This window comes from Neorhizobium sp. 2083 (assembly GCF_031455615.1).
Classification (GTDB): Bacteria; Pseudomonadota; Alphaproteobacteria; order Rhizobiales; family Rhizobiaceae; genus Neorhizobium.
In genome coordinates this window covers 19,534-38,291 of sequence record NZ_JAVDTC010000005.1, presented here as the reverse complement: position 1 = coordinate 38,291, position 18,758 = coordinate 19,534, and the positions used below count along the sequence as shown (strand labels likewise).

At 61.1% G+C, this 18,758-nt stretch carries 17 protein-coding genes; 4 read left to right on the top strand and 13 right to left on the bottom strand.

Translation table 11 applies throughout. The annotated features are described in order from the left end of the window. Positions 1 to 20 precede the first annotated feature (20 nt). Complete coding sequence (locus J2X76_RS19460) at positions 21 to 1,826, bottom strand: extracellular solute-binding protein (RefSeq protein ID WP_113129644.1); 1,806 nt, start codon at positions 1,824 to 1,826, stop codon at positions 21 to 23. A 285-nt stretch (positions 1,827 to 2,111) separates the two neighbouring features. Between J2X76_RS19460 and J2X76_RS19455 the strand changes: the two genes are divergently transcribed. Beyond that, complete coding sequence (locus tag J2X76_RS19455) at positions 2,112 to 2,759, top strand: invasion associated locus B family protein (protein WP_113129645.1); 648 nt, start codon at positions 2,112 to 2,114, stop codon at positions 2,757 to 2,759. 118 nt (positions 2,760 to 2,877) lie between these two features. Here the strand turns inward: J2X76_RS19455 and hspQ are convergent, their stop codons facing one another. The 4 genes from hspQ to J2X76_RS19435 form a co-directional block, all read right to left on the bottom strand. Continuing rightward, a complete protein-coding gene (gene hspQ, locus J2X76_RS19450; protein WP_113129646.1) occupies positions 2,878 to 3,207 on the bottom strand; it encodes a heat shock protein HspQ in 330 nt (109 codons plus the stop codon). 94 nt (positions 3,208 to 3,301) lie between these two features. Beyond that, complete coding sequence (locus J2X76_RS19445; RefSeq protein WP_310218929.1) at positions 3,302 to 4,225, bottom strand: DMT family transporter; 924 nt, start codon at positions 4,223 to 4,225, stop codon at positions 3,302 to 3,304. Positions 4,226 to 4,324: 99 nt separating this feature from the next. Further along, positions 4,325 to 5,734, bottom strand: coding sequence for a type I glutamate--ammonia ligase (glnA, locus tag J2X76_RS19440; RefSeq protein ID WP_007753930.1), 1,410 nt, complete (start codon positions 5,732 to 5,734; stop codon positions 4,325 to 4,327). Between the two features lie 72 nt (positions 5,735 to 5,806). Continuing rightward, a complete protein-coding gene (locus tag J2X76_RS19435; RefSeq protein WP_007753933.1) occupies positions 5,807 to 6,145 on the bottom strand; it encodes a P-II family nitrogen regulator in 339 nt (112 codons plus the stop codon). Positions 6,146 to 6,488: 343 nt separating this feature from the next. Between J2X76_RS19435 and J2X76_RS19430 the strand changes: the two genes are divergently transcribed. Continuing rightward, the gene (locus tag J2X76_RS19430; RefSeq protein WP_310218928.1) at positions 6,489 to 7,970 is read left to right on the top strand and encodes an NAD(P)H-hydrate dehydratase; all 1,482 of its coding nucleotides are present in this window, start codon (positions 6,489 to 6,491) and stop codon (positions 7,968 to 7,970) included. 1 nt (position 7,971) lies between these two features. Here J2X76_RS19430 and J2X76_RS19425 read toward each other — a convergent pair whose 3' ends face one another. Genes J2X76_RS19425 through uvrA form a run of 4 tightly spaced genes read right to left on the bottom strand, consistent with a single transcriptional unit; the run spans position 7,972 to position 12,291 of the window. Next, a complete protein-coding gene (locus tag J2X76_RS19425; RefSeq protein ID WP_113129649.1) occupies positions 7,972 to 8,784 on the bottom strand; it encodes a DUF72 domain-containing protein in 813 nt (270 codons plus the stop codon). Further along, complete coding sequence (locus J2X76_RS19420; protein ID WP_113129650.1) at positions 8,781 to 9,047, bottom strand: hypothetical protein; 267 nt, start codon at positions 9,045 to 9,047, stop codon at positions 8,781 to 8,783. Before J2X76_RS19420 ends, J2X76_RS19425 begins: the two co-directional genes overlap by 4 nt. Continuing rightward, a complete protein-coding gene (locus tag J2X76_RS19415) occupies positions 9,044 to 9,373 on the bottom strand; it encodes a DUF4258 domain-containing protein (RefSeq protein WP_113129651.1) in 330 nt (109 codons plus the stop codon). The genes J2X76_RS19420 and J2X76_RS19415 overlap by 4 nt, the downstream gene beginning before the upstream one ends. Then, a complete protein-coding gene (uvrA, locus tag J2X76_RS19410) occupies positions 9,370 to 12,291 on the bottom strand; it encodes an excinuclease ABC subunit UvrA (protein WP_113129688.1) in 2,922 nt (973 codons plus the stop codon). Before uvrA ends, J2X76_RS19415 begins: the two co-directional genes overlap by 4 nt. Before the next feature lie 247 nt (positions 12,292 to 12,538). Here uvrA and J2X76_RS19405 point away from each other — a divergent pair, with 247 nt between their 5' ends. Further along, positions 12,539 to 13,093, top strand: a complete 555-nt coding sequence (locus J2X76_RS19405; protein ID WP_113129652.1) for a single-stranded DNA-binding protein — start codon at positions 12,539 to 12,541, stop codon at positions 13,091 to 13,093. 50 nt (positions 13,094 to 13,143) lie between these two features. On the opposite strand, the gene J2X76_RS19400 is transcribed toward J2X76_RS19405, so the two are convergent. Beyond that, a complete protein-coding gene (locus J2X76_RS19400; RefSeq protein ID WP_113129689.1) occupies positions 13,144 to 14,292 on the bottom strand; it encodes an HPP family protein in 1,149 nt (382 codons plus the stop codon). Between the two features lie 102 nt (positions 14,293 to 14,394). Continuing rightward, a complete protein-coding gene (locus tag J2X76_RS19395) occupies positions 14,395 to 15,024 on the bottom strand; it encodes a MarC family protein (protein ID WP_113129653.1) in 630 nt (209 codons plus the stop codon). A 227-nt stretch (positions 15,025 to 15,251) separates the two neighbouring features. Here J2X76_RS19395 and gyrA point away from each other — a divergent pair, with 227 nt between their 5' ends. Continuing rightward, on the top strand, positions 15,252 to 18,107 hold the full coding sequence (gyrA, locus tag J2X76_RS19390; protein WP_310218925.1) for a DNA gyrase subunit A: 2,856 nt from the start codon (positions 15,252 to 15,254) through the stop codon (positions 18,105 to 18,107). A gap of 155 nt (positions 18,108 to 18,262) precedes the next feature. Here gyrA and J2X76_RS19385 read toward each other — a convergent pair whose 3' ends face one another. Both J2X76_RS19385 and J2X76_RS19380 read right to left on the bottom strand, forming a co-directional pair. Next, complete coding sequence (locus J2X76_RS19385) at positions 18,263 to 18,406, bottom strand: hypothetical protein (RefSeq protein WP_162894745.1); 144 nt, start codon at positions 18,404 to 18,406, stop codon at positions 18,263 to 18,265. A 29-nt stretch (positions 18,407 to 18,435) separates the two neighbouring features. Further along, positions 18,436 to 18,591: a hypothetical protein gene (locus J2X76_RS19380; RefSeq protein WP_162732337.1), complete on the bottom strand. Its 156-nt coding sequence runs from the start codon at positions 18,589 to 18,591 to the stop codon at positions 18,436 to 18,438. Positions 18,592 to 18,758: the final 167 nt, after the last annotated feature.

The window sequence follows — 18,758 nt, the reverse complement described above, 5'->3', positions numbered from 1 at the left end:
GGTAACCGAAAGAGGCTGGATTACTGTGCGCGCTTGTCCCACCAGATGTTGAGCTGGTAGCCGTAGAGCGGCAGTTTTTCGGGATAACCGATATACTTGCGCCGCGCCACCCATTGATCCGCGATGTGATAGAGCGGAACGAGATAGTGACCGGAAATCAGCATCCGGTCGTAAGCCCGCACCGCCGCCTCGAAATCCTCCTTGCTGCGTACCGTCAGCATCGTCTCGATCAGCTTGTCGAGATCGGGATCAGCGGTGCCGGCGAAATTGAAGCTGCCGTCGCGATCGCGCGAATCCGATCCCCAGCGCCCGATCTGCTCGATGCCGGGCGACAGCGATTGCGGATAGGATTTGACGATCATGTCGTAGTCGAAATTGCCGGACCGGGCCTGGTATTGCGCATCGTCGACGGTGCGGATCGACATGTCGATACCGATCATCTTCAGCGTCCGCTGATAGGCGATCGCGAGCTTTTCCTGGTCCTGGCTCTGGGTCATCACCTCGAACGCGAGCGGTCGGCCGGAAGCGTCCGACATCCTGCCGTTCCGGATCGTGTAGCCGCCCTTCTTGAGCAACTCGACCGCATCGCGCAGTACCTTGCGGTCGGCGCCGGACGCGTCGGTTTTCGGCAGGTGATAGGTGCCATCGAGGACCGCCGGTTCGATCCGGTTCTTGATCGCCCCGAGGATCTTCAGCTCCCGTTCGTCCGCCGGCTTGCCGAGCGAGGTGAGGGGGGAGTTCTGCCAAAAACTTTCGGTGCGGGTATAGGCGCCCTCGAAAAGGTTCTTGTTGGCCCATTCGAAATCGAAGGCGAGCGACAGGCCGGCCCGCACGTTGACGTCGGCAAATAGCGGCCGTCTCGTGTTGAAGACGAAACCGAGCATGCCGGTCGGCAATTGCGGCTTGAACGCATCCTTGACCACATCGCCATTCTGGGCGGCCGGAAAATCATAGGCACGGGTCCAGTGTGTCGGGCTGCCGTCCGGATAGATGTCGATCTCGCCCTTCTTGAAGGCTTCGAACAGCGTATTGTCCTGCAGGAAATATTCGACGGTGATCTGGTCGTAATTGTCAAAACCCACCTTGGCCGGAATATCCTTGCCCCAGTAATTCGGATCTCGCTCATAGACGATCCGCTCGCCCGGCGAGACCGACTTGATCCGGTAAGGGCCCGAACCGACCGGCGGCTTCAGCGTCGACTGGTCGAAGGTCGCTGCATCGATCGCGTGCTTCGGCAGGATCGGCGTGCCGGTCGCGAGAATCAGCGGGAATTCGCGGTCGGCCTTTTCGTTGAAGGTGAAGCGGACGCCGCGTTCGCCGACCTTTTCCATTTTCGCGACGGGCGCCAGCCGCGACGAGAAGGGAATGCGGGCCTTGTCGCGCAGCAGTTCGAACGAGAAGATCACGTCGTCCGGGGTGACCGGCTGACCGTCCGACCATTTCGCCTTGGGATTGAGATTGAACTGGATGAAGCTCCGCTCGTCGTTCCACTCGACGCTTTCCGCCAGCAGGCCGTAGAGGCTGAAGGGCTCGTCGCTGGAGCGCGTCATCAGCGATTCGTAGAGAAGATTGCCGAAGCCCGGGTCCCAGATGCCGCGCGCCGAGGTGCGCATGCTTTTCAGGATGAATGGATTGAGGCTGTCGAACGTGCCGACGACCCCATAGGTGATCTTGCCGCCCTTCTTCACGTCCGGGTTCACATAAGGGAAATGCCTGTAGTCGGAAGGCAATGCCGGGCTGCCGTGCATGGCAATTCCATGCACCGGCTCGGCCAAGGCCGGCACCCCGATCAGAAACGCGGCGATGAGGGGAAGGAAGCGTCGCATGGGACCCATGACGGTGAAATCCTCGCTGATTCTCCCGCAAAATAGCGCATGCCAGGAGGCCTACCAACCACCGCCATGCGCAAAAGAGTGATCGCCGACGTTAACTCCTTGTCAAAAAATACGAAAGAAGGACTGGATATCGACGCCCGCCCGATGTAACAGGTTGCCCACACGGGCGGGTCATTCAATTGCCTCATTTGACCGACAGGTCACAGGCAGTAGGACACCCCGAGGGAGTTGACGGCGTCTGCCGTACCCAGCGGATTTCAGGAGACGGATCTCGTTATGATGCTTAAGGCAACCCAAGTTCTGCGGACGGCGATGTCCGCTCTCGCTCTTTCGGCCGGCGCAATCGCGCTGCCGGTTGCAGCTACTGCACAGGATGCTCCGGCAGCGGCTGCTCCTGGCGCACCGCCGCTCGGCTGGTTCAAGACCTGCACCAAGCAGGACGACAACGATCTCTGCGTCGTGCAGAACATCATTGCAGCCCAGAACGGCCAGCTCATCACCGCGGTCGGCCTGATCACGGTCGAAGGCAAGGTCAACCGCAAGATCCTCCAGGTTTCGGTCCCGACCGCGCGTCTCGTACCGCCCGGCATCGTCATGCAGATCGATGGCGGCAAGGGCCAGAAGCTCGACTATATCGTCTGCCTTCCGGACAAGTGCACTGCCGAAGTGCCGCTGACGGACGCCATGATCGCCAGCCTCAAGAAGGGCAGCGAAGTGATCTTCACCTCGATCAACTTCCGCCGCGCTCCCAACCCGATCAAGGTTCCGCTGACCGGCTTCACCGGCGTGTTTGATGGTCCGGCCATGCCGCAGGAACAGATTGCCCAGAGCCAGCGCAGCCTGGAAGAGGGCATGCAGCGCAAGGCGGAAGAGACCCGCAAGAAGCTGGAAGACGCCCAGAACGCTGCAAAGCAGGGCCAGTAAGCTTTTCGCGGAAAGCCCACAATTCAAAGCCCGGCCATGTGCCGGGCTTTCTGATTCCGGGGCATGAAAAAAAGCGCCGGCTGAATGCCGACGCTTTCAAGTTGCTTGGGAGTTGGGTTCAGTGGGCCAGTATGATCTTGGGCTTCAACTGGCCGGATGGGCCGCGATCGAAGATCTGGTAGACCTGCGGATTGCGCAGCGGAGCATCGTTTTCGTCATGTTCCAGGTTCTGCTCTGAAACATAGGCGACATATTCCGTCTCGTCATTCTCCGCCAGGAGATGATAGAAGGGCTGATCTTTGCTCGGCCGGATTTCCGCGGGAATGGAATTCCACCATTCTTCCGTATTGGCGAATTCCGGATCCACATCGAACACGACGCCGCGAAACGGAAAGACCTTGTGGCGAACCACTTCTCCGATGGTGAATTTAGCGTTGCGTTGTTTCATGGTGCGATGTCCTTTCGCATCCTAATGTGGGAATAAAATTCTCCGACATCAAGAGATTAATGCGGACCGGCCCGCATCGTTCCACGGGATAGACTTAAGGCTTAGCCTGCCGCCGCGGCCGGGCCGTCGCCAGGACTATGCCGCCGAGAACGAGGACGATACCGGCCGCATGATATGTTTCGAACGTCTCGTCGAGGAAGATCACCGCCATGATGATCGAGACCGGTGGCATCATGTAGAGCGTGATCCCGGCCGTCGCCGGTCCGAATGTCCTCACGGTATGCTGGAAGCAGAAGAAGGCGGCAAGCGAGGCGAACAGGATGATGCCGGTTATCTTCGACCAGGCCGAAACGGTCGTCGGCAAAAGCCCGCCGTGGAAGAGTTCAAAGATCGCTGGCGGCAGCAGCAGGAGCGAACCGGAAAAGGCGATCAGCCCGAACAGTGTCAACGGCCGGATCGCCTGGGCGGCCGGGCGGCGCAGCAGGATCGAATAGATCGCAAAAGCAATCGCCGCCACCAGCATGCCGAGATCGCCGATATTGAAATTCAGATGCGCCAATGCGCCGAAATCGCCGCGCAGCACGATCGCCGCCACGCCCGCGAATGCGACCATCATGCCCAGAAGCTCGCGGCCGCCGATCCGCCGGCCGGAAAACTGCCATTCGAACAGGATGATGAACAGCGACGATGTCGTGTAGATCAGCGTCGCGTTCGAGGCCGTCGTCAGCGTCAGCGCCCAATAGACGAAGCCGCCGCAGATGCCGATGCTGAGGAAACCCAGCCACAGCCAGAGCCAGGTATGCCGACGAACGAAGGTCCAGGCGGCCGGCCAGTCGAGATAAAGCAGCGGCACCATGATCAGCGTCGACCCGGCCCAGCGGATGAAGGCGGTGATGAAAGGCCCGATCTCGCCGATCACCCCGCGCCCGAAGATCAGGTTGCTGGAAAAGAAGACGGGCACGAGGACGAAGATCAGCCAGTCGGTCGGGCGCGGCTGCAAAGACTTGGGGGAGGGCATCGGTACACCGGCAATGGGGCACAAGCCGTCAAGGCTCGGCGGAATGGCAAACGGCGGGCTTGCGGCCCGCCGTCTCCAGGTCAAAAGGCACTGATCGGATCAGGCCGAATAATACATGTCGAATTCGACCGGATGCGGCGTCATTTCGAAGCGCATGACTTCCACCATCTTGAGCTCGATATAGGCATCGATCTGGTCGTCGTCGAAGACGCCGCCGGCGGTCAGGAACTTGCGGTCGCGATCGAGGTTTTCGAGCGCTTCGCGGAGCGAGCCGCAGACGGTCGGGATCTTCTTCAGCTCCTTCGGCGGCAGGTCGTAGAGATCCTTGTCCATGGCCTTGCCGGGATGGATCTTGTTCTTGATGCCGTCGAGGCCGGCCATCAGCATGGCGGCAAAGGCGAGGTACGGGTTTGCCAGCGGATCCGGGAAGCGCACTTCGACGCGCTTCGACTTCGGACCGGTGCCGAACGGAATGCGGCAAGAAGCCGAGCGGTTGCGGGCCGAATAGGCAAGCAGAACCGGCGCCTCATAACCCGGGACGAGACGCTTGTAGGAATTCGTCGTCGGATTGGTGAAGGCGTTGATCGCCTTGGCGTGCTTGATGATGCCGCCGATGTAGAAGAGGCAGCTTTCGGAAAGACCGGCATACTCGTCGCCGGCGAAGGTCGGCTTGCCGTCCTTCCAGATCGACTGATGGACGTGCATGCCCGAGCCGTTATCGCCGAAGATCGGCTTCGGCATGAAGGTCGCGGTCTTGCCATAGGCATTGGCGACCTGGTGCACGACATATTTGTAGATCTGGATCTTGTCGGCGTTGCGCACCAGCGTATCGAACTTGACGCCGAGCTCGTGCTGGGCGGAAGCCACTTCGTGGTGATGCTTTTCGACGACCACGCCCATTTCGGCGAGCACGGTCAGCATTTCCGAGCGCATGTCCTGCAGGCTGTCGACCGGCGGAACCGGGAAATAGCCGCCCTTGACGCGCGGACGGTGGCCGAGGTTGCCGGTCTCATAGTCGGTGTCGTCGTTGGACGGCAGTTCGGACGAGTCGAGCTTGAAGCCGGTATTGTAGGGATCGGCCTTGTACTTGACGTCGTCGAAGACGAAGAATTCCGGCTCCGGGCCGACGAACACGGTGTCGCCGATGCCCGATGCCTTCAGATAGGCTTCGGCCTTCTTGGCGGTGCCGCGCGGATCGCGGTTATAGGCTTCGCCAGAAATCGGATCGAGAATGTCGCAGAAGATGACCATGGTCGACTGCGCGAAGAACGGGTCCATGTGGACCGTCGCCGGATCCGGCATCAGCACCATGTCCGACTCGTTGATGGCCTTCCAGCCGCCGATCGAGGAACCATCGAACATGACGCCATCGGCGAACATGTCCTCGTCGACCGACGCGATGTCCATGGTGACGTGCTGCAGCTTGCCCTTGGGGTCGGTAAAGCGCAGGTCCACGAACTTGACGTCGTTTTCCTTGATTTGTTTCATGATTTCGCTTGCGCTCGTCATATGACCTTCCTCGATGTGCGATGACGATGAAGCCCCGGCCTTCGGCCTCGGGGCGTTTGGATGCAGGGGCGTTTAGATGGCGTCCACGCCCGTTTCACCGGTACGGATGCGGATGACTTCCTCCACGTTGGAGACGAATATCTTGCCGTCTCCGATCCGTCCAGTCTGTGCCGCGTTGCGAATGGCTTCGATGACGGCATCCGCGTTCTCGTCCGCCAGGACGACCTCGACTTTGACCTTCGGAAGGAAGTCTACGACATATTCCGCGCCGCGATAGAGCTCGGTATGGCCCTTCTGGCGGCCAAAGCCCTTGGCTTCGGTCACGGTGATCCCTTGCAAGCCGACCTCCTGAAGGGCTTCCTTCACTTCGTCGAGCTTGAAAGGCTTGATGATCGCTTCGATCTTTTTCATGAGAAACTCTATCTCCGCTTCTCTCCTGAAGCAGGCCTCTACCCGCTCGCCCATGGCAATGCAGTTATCGTGCCAAACTCCCACGACACTTTCAAAAAAACAATGCGGTTTTGCACGGATTCCCGATAAAACGGCAGCTGCCGTGGCAAAATTGCTTCCGTTTTTCTCAGAAATTGTGCGTTGCGGCGCAGGAATCGGAGTTTTTTGGAGATTTTCGGGAAAATAAGTGATCGCGAATACATGAGAGGTCGAGAACTTATTTTAGGCATTTGCATATTTTTTATGCACATTGCCGGCAGCGATGGCGCTTGTTTTCTGACCATCTTTGCGTTCAATAACGCCTATGGATTTGTCGCTTATCCCATTGCTTTTGACGCCTGACGAGATGGCGGCGGCGGACGCCGCTTCCGTCCGATCCGGCATCCCGTCATTCGACCTTATGGAGCGGGCCGGCCAGGCGGTCGCGGCTGCGGCGCTTCGGCATTTTCCCGGCGCTTTGCGTTTTGTCGTGCTGTGCGGCCCCGGAAACAACGGCGGCGACGGATATGTGGCCGCCCGCGCGCTTTTCGACGCCGGAGGGGTCGTCGATGTCTATCATCTCGGTGATCCGCAGAAGCTGAAGGGCGATGCGAGGCAGGCGCGCGACCTCTGCCATCGGCCATCCGGCCCGCTGGAAGCCTACCTGCCGGCGACCGGCGACGTGGTGGTCGACGCGCTGTTCGGCGCCGGCCTGACGCGGGACGTGCCGGAGATCGTCGCCGAGGTGATCCGCAAGGTTGCCGAGGCGCAGATGCCGGTTATCGCCGTCGATCTGCCGTCGGGCCTCTGCGGCCGGCGGGGCGTGCCGCTCGGCGCCGCTTTCCAGGCCGACCATACTGTGACCTTCATGACCCGCAAGCCGGGCCATCTGTTGCTGCCGGGCAGGTCGCTCTGCGGTGACATCGAGGTTTTCGATATCGGCATTCCAGCCCGCATCATCCGCGAGGCTGCCGGCGAGACGAGGGAAAATGGACCCGACCAGTGGCGAGGCTTTCTGGCCGAGCCGGGAAGCGAGACCCATAAATACCGCCGCGGCCATCTGGCCGTGTTTTCCGGAGAGGCGGGCAAGACCGGCGCTGCCCGGCTTTCGGCGACTGCGGGGCTGAGGGCCGGCGCAGGGCTGGTGACGGTCGCTTCGCCGGGCGATGCCATGCCGGTCAATGCGGCCTCGCTGACCGCGATCATGCTGCATCGGGTCGATGAGGTCAAAGACCTGGAGAACTGGCTTGAAACCGCAAAGCTTGCTGCCTTCGTGCTCGGGCCGGGCTTCGGCATCGGCAAGAAGGCGAGGGAGTTTGCACTCACATTGAAGGATCGACCGCTGGTGCTCGACGCCGACGGCATTACCTCTTTCAAGGAAAAACCCTCGGATCTGTTCGATGCCTTTGCCGGTGGCGAGCCTCATCTGGTGCTGACGCCGCACGAGGGCGAATTCGCGCGGCTTTTCCCCGACATCGCCGCGGATAAAAATCTGGGCAAGGTGGAAAAGGCCATAACTGCCGCCGCCCGCTCCCATGCCGCAATCGTCTACAAGGGCGCCGACACGGTGATCGCCAGCCCGGACGGACGTGCCTTTATCAATACCAACGGACCGCCGTGGCTGGCGACCGCCGGTTCGGGCGACGTTCTGGCCGGCATGATCGGTGCATTGCTCGCCCAGGGCTTGCCCGCTTTCGAGGCCGCGGCGGCCGGCGTCTACCTGCATGGCGAAGCGGCAAGGCGGTCCGGCAAAGGCATGACGGCCGAGGATCTCGCCGCCCATGCCGGCGTCTGGCTGGATCCCTAGGTTAGCCGCGGCTCTCCAGGAGTTCGCGCATCGCCATCGCGCCATAAGGCGCATTCACCTTGCCCTCGTGGATGAAGAAGGCGAAGACGTCGCGCGGCTCCTTCTTGACCTCACGCTTCCCGTCGATCAGTGGCAGATCATCCGGCACGCCGCCTTCGGACCAGGTCTCCAGCCTCTTTGCCCAGGCCTTCATATCCGCTTCCGCATAACAGGTCTTGATCTCGTCGGACCCTTTTTGCAGGCGCGCATAAACGAAATCTGCCGTCACATCCGCGATCATCGGGTAATCGAAATGGTCGGCGCAGACGGGAGCGATATTGTATTTCGAAAGCAGCGCGATGAATTCCGGCACCTTGAACGTGTCGTTGCGGACTTCGACCACATGGGTCAGCTTCAGGCCATCCAGCTTGTTGGGCAGCAGTTTCAGAAATGCCTCGAAATCGTCGGCCTCGAACTTCTTGGTCGGCGCGAACTGCCAGAGCAACGGCCCGAGATGGTCGCCGAGCTCGGTCAGCCCCTGGGTCAGGAATTTCTCGATCGATTCCCCGGCTTCGGCCAGAACCTTGCGATTGGTGGTGAAACGGCTGGCCTTCAGCGAAAAGATGAAGCCGTCCGGCACTTCGGAAGCCCATTTGGCGAAGGTCTCCGGCTTCTGCGACCCGTAATAGGTACCGTTGACCTCGATGACCTTCAGTTTGCCGGCCGCATATTCGAGCTGTTTCTTCTTCGCCAGCTTTTCAGGGTAGAACGTGCCTTCCCACGGCTCGAAGGTCCAGCCGCCGATGCCCGTGCGGATAGTGCCGGCTTTGGTCATGATTCAAACCCGTCCTGATCGTTATCGTGAAAACCAAGAGCCGGCGCTCCCGAACCTCGGTGCGGCACCAGCCGAAAGACGGTGGCGTCGCGGCCGGCGCCGTCGAGATCGCCGGATCTCAGCGCCCGTCTTACCCTGTCAAGCTTGCGGATATCGTCCAAGCCGACGGTCGGGGACCATTCCCCGCCATCCTCGTGAAGTTCGATATCGACTTCCGCGACATAATTCCCTTCGCGAATGAGCTGCGACGCGTGCCTTGTCATTGCCGCCTCCTTCCGGTGAAATCCTCGCTCCATCTATCCGGATCCGGCTGGTAGGCAGTAATCAGAACCGCCGGCTCATCCGCCCCCGCCGGAATGCCCCATAAAAGATGGATGGGACGCGCGAATTCGTCAAATTGCAGAATCAGGACACAAGGCCCCTTGTGGTATTCGGGATACTCCTCGACCAGGGTGCAATTCCCAATTCCGTCGATCAGGGCCTCGATGAGCAATCCGTCATTTTCCAGTTCCCTCAAGGCATGAAGCGAGACCCTGAACTTTCCGTTCCCGATCAGACCCAGCACCCTTGAAAGGATCGTCTCCGTCACTCCGCCGCTTCCACCTTCTTGGCCGGCCGGCGCTCCAGCAGTTCCTTCAGGAACTGGCCCGTATAGGACCGCTTTTCCTTGACGATCTGCTCAGGCGTTCCCGCTGCGACCACTTCGCCGCCGCCGGTGCCGCCTTCCGGGCCGATGTCGATGATCCAGTCGGCCGTCTTGATGACTTCGAGATTGTGCTCGATGACCACCACGGAATTGCCCTGGTTCACCAGTTCGTGCAGCATTTCCAAAAGCTTGGCGACGTCATGGAAATGCAGGCCGGTCGTCGGCTCGTCGAGGATGTAAAGCGTGCGTCCCGTCGAGCGCTTCGACAGTTCCTTGGCTAGCTTGACGCGCTGCGCCTCGCCACCCGAAAGCGTATTGGCCTGCTGGCCGACCTTGATATAGCCGAGGCCGACATCGAACAGCGACTGCAGTTTGTCGCGCACCGCCGGCACCGCCGAAAAGAACTCGACGCCTTCCTCGACCGTCATGTCGAGCACGTCGGCGATCGACTTGCCCTTGAAGGTGACGTCGAGCGTCTCGCGATTGTAGCGCTTGCCGTGGCAGACGTCGCAGGTGACGTAGACATCGGGCAGGAAGTGCATCTCGATCTTGATGACGCCGTCGCCCTGGCAGGCTTCGCAGCGGCCGCCCTTGACGTTGAACGAGAAACGGCCCGGCTGGTAGCCGCGCGCCTTTGCCTCCGGCAGGCCGGCGAACCAGTCGCGGATCGGCGTGAACGCGCCGGTATAGGTCGCCGGGTTGGAGCGCGGCGTGCGGCCGATCGGCGACTGATCGATATCGATCACCTTGTCGATATGTTCGAAACCGTCGATCCTGTCGTGCTCGGCCGGGATTTCGCGGGCGCCCATGACGCGGCGTGCCGCCGACTTGTAGAGCGTCTCGATCAGGAAGGTCGATTTGCCGCCGCCGGACACGCCGGTGACCGCGGTGAACACGCCGAGCGGAATGGCGGCGGTGACATTTTTCAGATTGTTGCCGCGGGCGCCAAAAACCTTGATTTCCTTGCCCTTCTTGGGCTTGCGGCGGTCGACGGGAACCGGCACTCCGAGCTCGCCGGACAGGTATTTTCCAGTCAGCGATTTCGGATTGGCCATCACCTCGCGGGGCGAGCCTTCGGCGACCACCTGTCCGCCATGAATGCCGGCGGCCGGCCCGATATCGACCACATAATCGGCGGTCAGGATCGCGTCCTCGTCATGTTCGACGACGATGACCGTATTGCCGATGTCGCGCAGGTGTTTCAGCGTCTCGAGCAGGCGCGCATTGTCGCGCTGGTGCAGGCCGATCGACGGTTCGTCAAGCACGTAGAGCACGCCGGTCAGGCCCGAGCCGATCTGCGAGGCGAGCCGGATGCGCTGGCTTTCGCCGCCCGACAACGTGCCGGAATTGCGCGACAGGCTGAGATAATCGAGGCCGACATCGTTCAGGAAGCGCAGGCGTTCGCGGATCTCCTTGAGGATGCGGACGGCGATCTCGTTCTGCTTGGCGTTCAGCTGTTCCGGCAGCACTTCGAACCAGTCGCGCGCAAGCCGGATCGACATGTCCGTGACCTGGCCGATATGCAGCTTGTTGATCTTCACCGCGAGAGCTTCCGGCTTCAGGCGAAAACCGTTGCAGGCCGGGCAGGGAGCGGCCGACATGTAGCGTTCGATCTCTTCGCGCGCCCAGGCGCTGTCGGTTTCCTTCCAGCGGCGTTCGAGGTTCGGCACAATGCCTTCGAAGTTCTTGACCGTCTTGTAGGAACGGGCGCCGTCGGCATAGTGGAACTCGATCTTTTCCTCGGTGCCCTCCAGGATGGCCTTCTGAGCCTCCTCGGAAAGCTCGTTCCAGCGGCTGGACAGCTTGAAACCGAAGGCTTTTCCGAGCGCTTCGAGCGTCTGGTTGTAATAGGGTGAGGTGGATTTCGCCCATGGCGCAATCGCGCCGTCGCGCAGCGTGCGGGCGGGTTCCGGCACGATCAGCGCCTCATCCACCTTCTGCTGCGAACCGAGGCCGTCGCAGGTCGGGCAGGCGCCGAAGGGATTGTTGAACGAAAACAGCCGGGGCTCGATTTCCGGAATGGTAAAACCGGAGACCGGGCAGGCGAACTTTTCCGAAAACAGCACCCGCTCGTGCGTCTCGTTGAGCGACTTGTTGGCGGATCCGCCGGCTGCGGTATCCTCGGCGCGCAGCGGCTTGTCGGCGAATTCGGCGACTGCCAGCCCGTCGGCCAGTTTCAGCGAGGTCTCGAGACTGTCCGCCAGGCGTGCGGAAATGTCGGAGCGCACCACGAGGCGGTCCACGACCACGTCGATATCGTGCTTGTATTTCTTGTCGAGCGCCGGAACGTCGGCGATCTCGTAGAACTGGCCGTCCACCTTGACGCGCTGGAACCCCTTTTTCATCAGGTCGGCGAGTTCCTTCTTGTACTCGCCCTTGCGGCCGCGGATCATCGGCGCCAGAATGTAAAGGCGCGTGCCCTCCTCGAAGGCGAGGATGCGGTCGACCATCTGGCTGACGGTCTGGCTTTCGATCGGCAGGCCGGTTGCCGGCGAATAGGGCACGCCGACGCGCGCAAAAAGCAGGCGCATATAGTCGTAGATCTCGGTGACCGTACCGACCGTCGAGCGCGGGTTGCGCGAGGTCGTTTTCTGCTCGATCGAAATTGCCGGCGACAGGCCGTCGATCTGATCGACATCCGGCTTCTGCATCATCTCCAGGAACTGGCGCGCATAGGCCGAAAGGCTTTCGACATAACGCCGCTGGCCTTCCGCATAGATCGTGTCGAAGGCGAGCGAAGACTTGCCCGAACCCGACAGGCCGGTCATGACGATCAGCGAATTGCGCGGCAGATCGAGATCGATGCCCTTCAAATTGTGCTCGCGCGCACCACGTATGGAAATGCTCTTCAGTTCGCTCATCTTCATGCTCTCGGGAGGATTGAAGCCCTTATGTAGTGATTGATCCGCGGCTGTCGAGACGAAACTGTCGCGATGCAGCGCCGTTCCCTGAGTCGGTTGACAGCACTATAGGAATAAACTAGAACAAATAAAGAACAAATTTGCCTGTGGATTAAAGATCGCAAAGACCCAATGGCAGCGCCCGATGGGATAAAGTGGTGCGATTGTTTTTGGTGCCGCCAGGCGGGCGGCAGATGAGGTGACGAATATGGCCGGTAGTGTGAACAAGGTAATCCTGGTGGGGAATGTGGGGGCTGATCCTGAAATCCGCCGGACGCAGGACGGCCGGCCGATCGCCAACCTTCGCATTGCCACGTCCGAAACCTGGCGTGACCGCAACAATGGCGAACGTCGCGAGAAGACCGAATGGCACACCGTCGTGGTCTTCAACGAAGGCCTCTGCAAGGTCGTCGAGCAATATGTGAAGAAGGGCGCCAAGCTTTATATCGAAGGCGCGCTGCAGACCCGCAAGTGGCAGGACCAGACCGGCAACGACCGTTATTCGACGGAAATCGTGCTGCAGGGCTTCAACTCGACGCTGACCATGCTGGACGGCCGCGGCGAAGGCGGCGGCGATCGTGGCGGTTACGGCGGCGGTGGCGGCAATCGCGTTGGCAATGATTTCGGCGGCAACGATTTTGGCGGCGGTGACGACTACGATCGTCGGCCTGCCGGCGGTTCGAGCCGTGGCGGCCAGTCCTCCGGCGGCCAGTCCTCGGGCGGCAATTTTTCGCGTGATCTCGACGACGACATCCCGTTCTGATCGGTCGATCGGCATCGGTTTCTGAAACGGGCGGCTGCCTGAATTGTTGATCAGGCGGCCGCCTTGTCGGCGAGCATCGCGACCAGCGCGTCCGATTGGGACAGGATCCCGACCAGCTTGTTGTTCTCCCGGGTTACCGGCAGGTAGTGCAATCCTTCTTCGGCGAAGATGACGATGGCGTCGGCGATCGGTGTGTCCGGGCCAACCGTTTTGACCGGGGTCGTCATGATGTCCTTGACCGTGTCGTTCGGCGCGCTGGCGCCCGACAGAACGAGGCGCAGGCGCTGGGAAAATCCGATCTTCGGCCGACCTTTCGTCCAGTATGCCTTGTCGAGGAAATCGGTCTGGGTGACGATGCCGACCACTTCCGCCCTGTCGTTGGTGACGGGCAGGGCTTTGAAATGGTGAACGCGCATCAGGTCGTGCGCTTCCTTCAGCGAATTGTCCGGGGCCACTGCCACCACATCGCGTGACATGATGCTGGCGCAATCGAGGTGGCCGGCGCGCCGCCGGTAGGAACGCAGTTCCGTCCGCCGCAGGATCGTTTCGAGGTCGTCGCGATCGATATCCAGGAACTCGTCATATTCTTTCAGCACGTCGTCGAGGTCGGCGGAGGCAAAACCGATACGCTGGATCGAGGCGGGATCGGTCGTGCCGTGGTCGGCCGTCGCCGGCTTGTGCGCGTGCGGGTAACGACGTCCGGTCAGATTGTTGAAAATCAGCGCGATCATAAGCAGGACCAGCGAATTGCCGGCCACCGGCCAGATCACGAATCCATATCCGAGTGCGTGGATCGTCGGCCCGCCGAGCACGGCGGTGAGCGCGATCGCGCCGCTCGGGGGATGCAGGCACCGGAGCGTCATCATCGCGGCGATGGCGACCGCGATCGCCACAGCCGCCGCCAGGAACGGGTCGCTTATCAAAAGAGCCGCGGTCACCCCGACCAGGGCCGCGACAATATTGCCCCCTAGGATCGACCAGGGCTGCGCAAGCGGGCTGGAAGGCACGGCAAACAGCAGCACGGCGGAAGCCCCCATCGGCGCAACCAGTGCTGGAAGGGTCGCATCCGCCTTCAGAGCCAGGCTTCCCAGCAGTCCCGTCACCAGAATTCCCGCGAGCGCGCCAAGTGCCGCACGCATTCTTTCTCTGGGGCTGACGGGGGTGGCTTCCGGCAGGAGCCGGCGCAACAGGCGGCGCATCATAAAAACTTTCGATCGAGGTGGGCTTTGATCGCGTTCTAGCAGAAAATTCCGTTCTGTCGCCCACGTCTTACCTAAGTGGGACGTGCGTCGGTACGGAGGCTAGAGATTGAAGGCCGAGCGCACGCCGTCGACGACGAACTGGACGGAAAGCGCCGCGAGGATGACGCCGAGCAGACGGGTGAGGATCGCCCTTCCGGTGACGCCGAGAAAACGGTCGAGCCGCTCGGCGATCAAAAGCGTCGCGTAGACGAGCAGCATGATCAGCGCGATGACGCCGATCAGCAGCGCGCGGTCGAGGGCACCGGGCAGGGTGCCGGAAAGCAGGACGGTGGCGGAGATCGCGCCCGGTCCGGCAATCAGCGGCAACGCCAGCGGAAACACCGCGATATTGTGGATATGGTCGATGGTGATCGCCGCCTGGGATGTCTTTTCCTTCCGCTCCTGGCGTCTCTCGAACACCATTTCGAAGGAGATCCAGAAGAGCAGCAGGCCGCCGGCGATGCGGAAGGCGCCGATCGAGATGCCGAGCAGACCCAGCACGCTGGAGCCGAACAGCGCGAAGACGGCAAGGATGCCGAAGGCGATCAGCGATCCGCGGAAGGCGACCTGGCGGCGCTGGACGGCGGTCATGCCGACGGTCAGCCCCAGAAAGACCGGCGCCAGCCCGGGCGGATCGAGTGTCACGAGCATCGTGGTCAGGGCATTGACCAGCATATCTGGGGTCGCCATATCCTCTCCCTGTCAGACCGCGATCCTTGCAGTCGCATCGGAAGATTGTTAGGACAGGCTGACAGCGAAAGAAAGCCCACTCCATCCACGTCGCGGCCTGTTCCGACCCCGTTCAAAAGCTGCGTTAAAGCCGCAAAAGCTGTTCAAAACCACGGTGGAAATTGGCGCTCGGAACCGCTTTCCGCTATAAAAAAGAAACTGATTCCGAACAGAGATCGTGATCCGATTTGACTGAGCAAAGCACACCCGGCGGCGGAAAGCTGCCTCCAGGCATCGAACCCATTTCCATCATGGAAGAGATGCAGCGGTCCTACCTCGATTACGCCATGAGCGTCATCGTCAGCCGCGCCCTTCCTGACGTCCGTGACGGACTGAAGCCGGTCCACCGGCGCATCCTCTACGGCATGTCGGAACTCGGCATCGACTGGAACAAGAAATACGTCAAATGCGCCCGCGTCACCGGGGACGTGATGGGTAAGTTCCATCCGCACGGCAACTCGGCGATCTATGACGCGCTGGCGCGCATGGCGCAGGATTGGTCGCTCCGCCTGCCGCTGATCGATGGGCAGGGCAATTTCGGCTCGATCGACGGCGACCCGCCGGCGGCCGAACGTTACACCGAGTGCCGTCTCGAGAAAGCGGCTCACGCGCTGCTCGACGATCTCGACAAGGAAACCGTCGATTTCCGCGACAACTACGACGGCACGCTGTCCGAGCCTGTCGTGGTGCCGGCGAAATTCCCGAACCTTTTGGTCAACGGCGCAGGCGGCATCGCCGTCGGCATGGCAACCAATATTCCGCCGCACAATCTGTCGGAAGTGATCAACGGCTGCATCGCCCTGATCGACAACCCGGCGATCGAGCTGCCGGACATGATGGAAATCATTCCCGGTCCGGATTTTCCGACAGGCGCCCTCATCCTCGGGCGGGCCGGCATCCGTTCCGCCTACGAGACCGGTCGCGGCTCGGTCATTATGCGCGGTGTCGCGGCGATCGAGCCGATGCGCGGCGATCGCGAGCAGATCATCATTACCGAGGTTCCCTTTCAGGTGAACAAGGCGACGATGGTCGAGAAGATCGGCGAGCTGGTGCGCGAAAAGCGCATCGAAGGCATTTCCGACCTGCGCGACGAATCCGACCGCCAGGGTTACCGCGTCGTCATCGAGCTGAAGCGCGATGCCAATGCGGATGTAATCCTTAATCAGCTTTATCGCTACACGCCGCTGCAGACCTCCTTCGGCTGCAACATGGTGGCGCTGAACGGCGGCAAGCCGGAACAGCTCGCACTGCTCGACATGCTGCGCGCCTTCGTGTCCTTCCGCGAGGAAGTGGTTAGCCGGCGCACGAAGTACCTGCTGCGCAAGGCTCGCGAACGCGCCCACGTCCTGGTGGGCCTGGCGATCGCGGTCGCCAATATCGACGAGATCATTCTCCTGATCCGCCGCGCGCCCGATCCGCAGACGGCGCGCGAGCAGTTGATGACCCGTCGTTGGCCGGCTCAGGACGTCGATGCTCTGATCCGCCTGATCGACGATCCGCGCCACCGTATCAACGAGGACGGCACCTATAATCTTTCCGAGGAACAGGCCCGCGCCATCCTCGAGCTCCGTCTCGCCCGCCTGACGGCGCTCGGCCGCGATGAAATCGGTGACGAACTCAACAAGATCGGCGCCGAGATCAGTGATTATCTCGACATCCTGTCGTCGCGCCTGCGCATCCAGGCAATCGTCAAGGACGAACTCGCTGCCGTGCGTGACGAATTCGGCACCCCCCGCCGTACGCAGATCCTCGACGCCGGCCTTGAAATGGACGACGAGGATCTGATCGCCCGCGAGGACATGGTCGTTACCGTGTCGCATCTCGGTTATATCAAGCGCGTTACGCTCGGCACCTACCGCGCCCAGCGTCGCGGCGGCAAGGGCCGCTCCGGCATGGCGACGCGCGACGAGGATTTCGTCACGCGCCTGTTCGTGGCCAATACCCACACGCCGGTTCTGTTCTTCTCCTCGCGCGGCATCGTCTACAAGGAAAAGGTCTGGCGCCTGCCGATCGGCACGCCGCAGTCCCGCGGCAAGGCGCTGATCAATATGCTGCCGCTGGAGCCCGGCGAACGCATCACCACGATCATGCCGCTGCCCGAGGACGAAACGACCTGGGAGAACCTGGACGTGATGTTCTCGACGACCCGCGGCACCGTTCGCCGCAACAAGCTGTCGGACTTCGTGCAGGTGAACCGCAACGGCAAGATCGCCATGAAGCTGGAGGAGGAGGGCGATGAGATCCTCTCCGTCGAGACCTGCAAGGGTCCGAACCTCGACCTTAATGAGCCGGGCGACGACGTGCTGCTGACGACTGCGCTCGGCCAGTGCATCCGCTTCCCTGTCGATGACGTGCGCGTGTTTGCCGGCCGCAATTCGATCGGCGTGCGCGGCATTTCGCTCGGCGAAGGCGACCGTATCATCTCGATGACGATTGTCGGCCATGTCGATGCGGAACCTTGGGAACGCGCTGCCTATCTCAAGCGCTCGGCGGCCGAACGGCGTGCCGCAGGCGTCGACGAGGAGGATATCGCGCTGGTCGGCGAGGAAGTCACCGAAGAGGGACAGCTTCCCGACGATCGCTACGAATATCTCAAGCAACACGAACAGTTCGTGCTGACGGTCTCCGAAAAGGGTTTTGGAAAGCGGTCTTCGTCCTACGATTTCCGCACTTCGGGCCGCGGCGGCAAGGGCATCCGCGCCACCGACACGTCAAAGACCGCGGAGATCGGCGAACTGGTCGCCGCCTTCCCGATCGAGGACAACGACCAGATCATGCTCGTCTCCGATGGCGGCGTGCTGATCCGCGTGCCGGTCAACGGCATCCGCATCGCCAGCCGCGCCACCAAGGGCGTCACGATCTTTTCGACGGCCAAGGACGAGAAGGTCGTGTCGGTCGAGCGCATCAGCGAGCCGGAAGGCGACGATGAAAACGGCAACGGCCTGCCGGAGGAAATCGTCAGCGAGACCGGCGATCTCGGAGCCGCTGCCCCGGAGACCGGGACGACGGACGCCGGACCGACGGACGAGGGGGCGGCTGAATAAGCCGCACCCCCATCAAGCAGTGGGCAAATAAAAAAGCCGGAGGATGAAAATCCTCCGGCTTTTGTTTGAACCGCTTGCGACGGGAAGTCTGCGTGAACGCGGTTCGCTACTTTGAAATCGTCAGAGCGCGCAAATCGTAAGCGCGGCGCAATTCGTCAGAATGCGCTGTGGCGGCGCGCGAAATCCCTGAAATCCTTCATGTCGGCGCGTTCGCGCCTAAGCTCGGAAATCGTTGAGGCCACGGAAGCCACGAACATGATGCTGATCAAACCTGCGAGTACTGTCAACGTCACGAACATGGGGTTCCTTTCTCGTCCGTGTATCCGCCTCAGTAGTAAGAGAGATCGCTATAACGAGCCGTTACCTGCGGATAATTCAGATCTGCCAATTGGGATTTATCTTGATAAAGGGTTACTGTTGCCGTCAGCATCACCGCAATCATGGCCGTCCAGACCAGGTTGATCATGGTGATCTTGTCGAGCATGACCGTTTTCCTTCTCGCGATCATCGCCATCTGTCCTTCTTGTTAGCCTGAACGCGCATCGCGCAAACAGGTTCCACCGCATTTTGAGGGTTACTTAACCTTGTCGCTCTGAAGCCATCTTGAATGCTCTGTTCATCTGGCGTTCAGAATTCGAAATCGTTCAGGCG